This is a genomic window from Methylocystis suflitae, assembly GCF_024448135.1.
GTDB lineage: Bacteria > Pseudomonadota > Alphaproteobacteria > Rhizobiales > Beijerinckiaceae > Methylocystis > Methylocystis suflitae.
The window spans coordinates 1-4431 of the sequence record NZ_JAMRYX010000204.1; the positions used below are offsets into that span (position 1 = coordinate 1).

Consider the following 4431-nt stretch of genomic DNA (forward strand, 5'->3'; position numbering starts at 1 on the left):
TATGCCGCGCTCGGCATAACGCCGTCACGATGAGGCCGTACATGGCCGCGGCGCGCTGTCCGCCGCGATCCGATCCGCAGAACAACCACGACTTTCTTCCCAAAGCAATCACCCGTTCATTCTGCCCGTGTTGGGAGCGAAGTCGAGGTTCATTATCGCTGGCATGCGCTGTACGGCCGGCGGGTTCCTTTGCACTATGATGAGGTGCGAGCCGGCGTTCGGCTGAGCTACGTCGAATCCGCCCCCGGCGTGGTCGTCGTGTTGCCGAGCTGGATGTTGGATCCAGTCGCCTGCGCCGACATGACGCTCGGCGCGCCGCAGGTTGATGTCGCGGCGCTATCAGAACTCGGTCATCTCCTCATCGAACGCGGTTTTCGGCGAAGCTCCCCAGGCGATGTTCGATTCGCCAAGGAGGAGCAAAATGAAGCACCTGCAAAAGCCCGTCGAAGCAATGCCGTCGCGGCTGGCGGCGGCGCGCCAGCTCGTGATCGGGTTCGAGCAGCCGCAGTCGTGGCTGATGCACGCGACAGAGCGCTTGAAGATCGTCGCGAGCCTGGCCAACCTCCTGATGGAGGCGGCGGGAAACACAGGAGAAGCGGCGGACGAGGAGAACAGCGATGACGAGCGCTGACCTCCTTCCGGCGACGGTCCTGAAGCGAAAAGCTGTCGTATACGTCAGGCAATCGACGCAGACGCAGGTCCAGATCAATCTTGAGAGCCAACGACGGCAGTATGATCTGGTAGACGAAGCGCGCCGCCATGGCTTCAGCGACGTCGAGGTCATCGACGACGATCTCGGTCGCTCCGCAAGCGGGACGATGGCGCGACCTGGATTTGATCGACTGGTGGCCTGGATTTGCGCCGGCGAGGTCGGCGCCGTGTTGTGTTTCGACGCTTCTCGGCTCGCCCGCAACGGACGGGACTGGCATCATCTGCTCGAGCTTTGCGGTCTTGTCGGCGCACGCGTCATCGATCTCGATGGCGTATATGATCCGTGCCGCCCGAACGATCGTCTGCTGCTGGGAATGAAAGGCAGCATCAGCGAGTTCGAGCTGGGCGTCCTGCGCGCCCGCATGTACGACGCTGCGCGTTCCAAAGCCCGACGCGGCGAGTTGCGGATCAGCGTGCCTGTGGGCTACGTCTGGGATCGCGAGATGGGATTGGGATTCGACCCGGATCTGCGGCTCCGGGAGGCGATCCGTCTCATCTTCGCGAGATTTCGCGAGCTGGGGAGCGCACGGCAGGTTCTGTTGTCGTTGACGGCGGAGCAGCTTCATTTTCCTCGTCCGTCCGATGGGAAGCGAATGATCGCCTTCGACTGGACGCCGATTCGCTATCGCAACGTCATTTCAGTCCTCAAGAATCCATTCTATGCTGGTGCCTATATCTACGGAAAGACCGAGCATCGCACCGCGATCGTCGATGGGCGCGCGCAGAAGACCTACGGGCATGGCAGGCCGTTCGAAGAATGGGAAGTCGTCCTCAAGGATCACCATGAAGGCTATATCGACTGGGCCGAGTTCGAGCGGAACCAAAAGCAGCTCGCGGCGAACTCCTTTAGCCGGATCGGCGAGGCCAAGTCCGGCCGTGGGGGACAGGCGCTTTTGGTCGGCCTGCTCACCTGCGCGCGATGCGGCCGTCGCCTCAAGGTCGCCTACTACGGCCGTTCGGGGCTCGCTTATCGCTGCGACAGCCCAAACATCATGCTCGGCTCCCCCCGCTGCCTCACGTTTGGGAGTTCGCGCATCGAAGCCGCCGTTACTCGGGAGCTTCTGCGCGCAGTCGAGCCGTTCGCGATCGAGGCCGCCCGGGAAGCGGAACGTTTACGCATGGAGAAGGTGAACGACCGCCGCCGCATCTTGGAGCTGGACCTGCAACAGGCCCGCTACGACGCCTCATTGGCCGAGCGTCGCTATGCCGCCTGCGATCCAGACAATCGATTGATCGCAGCGCAATTGGAGAAGAGCTGGGAAACAGCGCTGCGCCGCGTCGAGGCTTGTCAGGCCCGTCTCGAGCCGAAGACGCCCGAGGTGCCGCGGTCAACCGACACTGCTGACTTCACTGGACTCGCCACGGATTTGGAAACGGCATGGAGCTCGCCCAATGTTTCGATGCGGGCGCGCCAGCAACTCCTGCGCGCTCTCGTCGTCGACATCATCGCCGACGTCGATGAAGCTGCTCGAGACGTTATCCTGACGATCCACTGGCGCGGCGGACAACACTCGCAACTCCGGGTCCGAAAGCCCAAGAGCGGCGAGCATGGCTGCCGAACCCCGGACGAAGCCTTGGCGGTGATCCGCAGCATGGCGGCGCGATGGTCCGATGAGCATATCGCCGCGACGCTCAATCGGATGGGCACGCGAACGGGCCAAGGCAAAACGTGGACGGCGCACCGCGTCGGATCGCTGCGGAGGGTCCATGGAATCCATGCCTATCTCTCCGCGGAAAAGGACGGAGAATGGCTGACGATGCGGGACGCGGCGACCGCTCTCGGGGTCTCCAGCTATACGATCCGCCGCCTTATCAAAGCGGGCGTGCTGCCCGCCGTGCAGGTTGTGCCGGACGCGCCGCATCAAATCCGTTCGAGCGACTTGCATTCCGAAGCCGTCAGCACGGCGATCGCCCGGAAAGGTCGCCCGTGTCGCGAAGATTCCGCAAACACACTTCCAATGTTTCCAGATACTTGAAAAGGTGGTGCACAATGAAAGCCCCGTCGCGATGCCGCGCAATCCGCGCTCGGCGGCATTGTTGGACATGCAGACGCGCCCATCGTCAAGGAACAGCGTGAAGGCCGCCCAGCGCTTCAGCATGTAGTTGATCGCCTTGGCCAGATCATGCCCGCGCGAGAGCCGGGCAAGCTGTTCGCGCATATAGGTCTCGAGTGCGTCGACAAGAGGGCGGCTCGAGGCATGTCGAACCGCAACGCGCTCCTGAGGGCTCCTGCCGTTGATCGCCCGCTCGATCGCAAACAGCGCGTCGATGCGACGAACAACCTCGATCGCGATCGGCGAGAGCGGTATCTCCTTCTTGCCGGAAGCCTTGCGACGCGCATTCTCCTCGAGATCAGCCATGGCGAAGAACGGTCGGCGTGCGTGAACCCAACAGGCTGCCTCCTGGATCGGACCCGGTTTGCGGTCCGCCAGATAAAGCTTGTTGTAGCCGTCATAGGCGTCGGCTTGCAGGATGCCGGCATAGCCCGCCAGATGGGTTTGCGGATGTTCGCCCTTCCGATCGCGCGAGTAGTAGAAGATCGCGGCCGGCGGCCCGGCGCCGCCGAACGGTCTGTCATCGCGAACATAAACCCAGAAACGCCCGGTGTCGGTCTTGCCCTTCGCCAGCACCGGCACTGTGGTGTCGTCCCCGTGCAACCGTTCGGCGGCCATTACGTGGGCCTCGATGAGGCGACGGAGGGGATCGAGCGCCACGCAGACGGCGCCAACCGCGTCGGCCATTGTCGACAGCGCGATCGGCGCGCTCTCCAGCGCATAGCGCTCCGCCTGTGCCAGAGGATTTTGGCGAGATCGCCACGGCGTCCTCGGAAGATATAGAGATCGCCAGCATGCGGATCGCGCTTCAGCTGCTCCTGAACCTGAAGCGCCAAGCCCTGCATGCCGCGGCGCATGTCCGTGTGGCCCGTCGCGATCCAGACCCGGCAGCCCGCCGGCAGCGGGATCATCGGCGCAGCGCCTTCACGACCCGCGACAGCGCGGCTGTCTCGACATCGGCCCACACGATGATCCGATCCCCCTCGGCGAGCACGATCTCCATCTGGCCGGTCGACCCTGGAGCGGAATATTCCGACGTCGCGTCCGGTGTGATCGTTACGGGCAGGATCGGTGCGCGTTCCTGCGGCGTGGCCAGCTCGACGCCAAACTGCCGACGCCAGGTGAAGAGCTGGTTCGTGTTGAGGTCGTGCCGTCGCGCAACCTCGGCGATCGAAGCTCCATCCTCGAGGCTCTCGTCGACGATCCGGCGCTTCTCATCGAGAGACCAGGACCGGCGCCTGCGCCGGAGAGCCGGCGAATCGGCATCGTTACGTGACATCGGCGATAGTGTCCGCTTGTAATAGTAGTGGACACGATCATCGCGCCACCCGTCACGCAGCTATCTCAAAAACCGCAATCAACGCCAGGCGGCCCCCCGCGGAGGCATACCGAACAAACGCAGTTTCAGGTCGAGCAATGCGGCATGCGTGACCGGGGATGCACGGGCTGCCAGCGGCGGCGCGCCATCCATGATTATCGGACGCGCTCCATTCACACGCTGTCTGGGATTCTGTCAGATCCGCGCGCCTCGATTTCGACGCTGTAGCTGTTTGGCGCCGCATGACGCGGCGCCTGCAAGTCGATTGATGGCGTTGATGGCGGGGCGAACTACCCCTGAGCTTGAGCGCGTGCAGGCGGAATTGGGCGCACGGCTTTCATTCCGCGA

Annotated in this window: 4 protein-coding genes and 1 pseudogene; 2 read left to right on the forward strand and 3 right to left on the reverse strand. The window is 63.5% G+C overall.

Annotated elements, in window-relative coordinates; genetic code table 11:
• Nucleotides 1–421 precede the first annotated feature (421 nt).
• Together NEI07_RS15795 and NEI07_RS15800 are read left to right on the forward strand one after the other, a co-directional pair.
• On the forward strand, nucleotides 422–631 hold the full coding sequence (locus NEI07_RS15795; protein WP_256035849.1) for a hypothetical protein: 210 nt from the start codon (nucleotides 422–424) through the stop codon (nucleotides 629–631).
• Nucleotides 618–2687 carry a recombinase family protein gene (locus tag NEI07_RS15800; protein WP_256035850.1) on the forward strand — a complete coding sequence of 690 codons (2070 nt, stop codon included), beginning with the start codon at nucleotides 618–620 and terminating at the stop codon, nucleotides 2685–2687. The genes NEI07_RS15795 and NEI07_RS15800 overlap by 14 nt, the downstream gene beginning before the upstream one ends.
• 21 nt (nucleotides 2688–2708) lie before the next feature.
• Here NEI07_RS15800 and tnpC read toward each other — a convergent pair.
• The 3 genes and pseudogenes from tnpC to tnpA all read right to left on the reverse strand — a co-directional run.
• Nucleotides 2709–3500: pseudogene (gene tnpC / locus NEI07_RS15805) on the reverse strand (IS66 family transposase); the annotation flags it as partial.
• Entirely contained in the window at nucleotides 3383–3676 is a 294-nt protein-coding gene (gene tnpB, locus NEI07_RS19775; RefSeq protein WP_407659923.1) for an IS66 family insertion sequence element accessory protein TnpB, read from the reverse strand. The gene tnpB and the pseudogene tnpC, both read right to left, overlap by 118 nt.
• A complete protein-coding gene (tnpA, locus tag NEI07_RS15815; protein WP_256035853.1) occupies nucleotides 3673–4044 on the reverse strand; it encodes an IS66-like element accessory protein TnpA in 372 nt (123 codons plus the stop codon). The genes tnpB and tnpA overlap by 4 nt, the downstream gene beginning before the upstream one ends.
• Between the last annotated feature and the right edge of the window lie 387 nt (nucleotides 4045–4431).

What these genes read in the sequence shown, in the direction of transcription:
- tnpB (WP_407659923.1), bottom strand. Translation starts at nt 3,676, where the DNA reads ATGATCCCGCTGCCGGCGGGCTGCCGGGTCTGGATCGCGACGGGCCAC.
- NEI07_RS15795 (WP_256035849.1), top strand. Translation starts at nt 422, where the DNA reads ATGAAGCACCTGCAAAAGCCCGTCGAAGCAATGCCGTCGCGGCTGGCG.
- NEI07_RS15800 (WP_256035850.1), top strand. Translation starts at nt 618, where the DNA reads ATGACGAGCGCTGACCTCCTTCCGGCGACGGTCCTGAAGCGAAAAGCT.
- tnpA (WP_256035853.1), bottom strand. Translation starts at nt 4,044, where the DNA reads ATGTCACGTAACGATGCCGATTCGCCGGCTCTCCGGCGCAGGCGCCGG.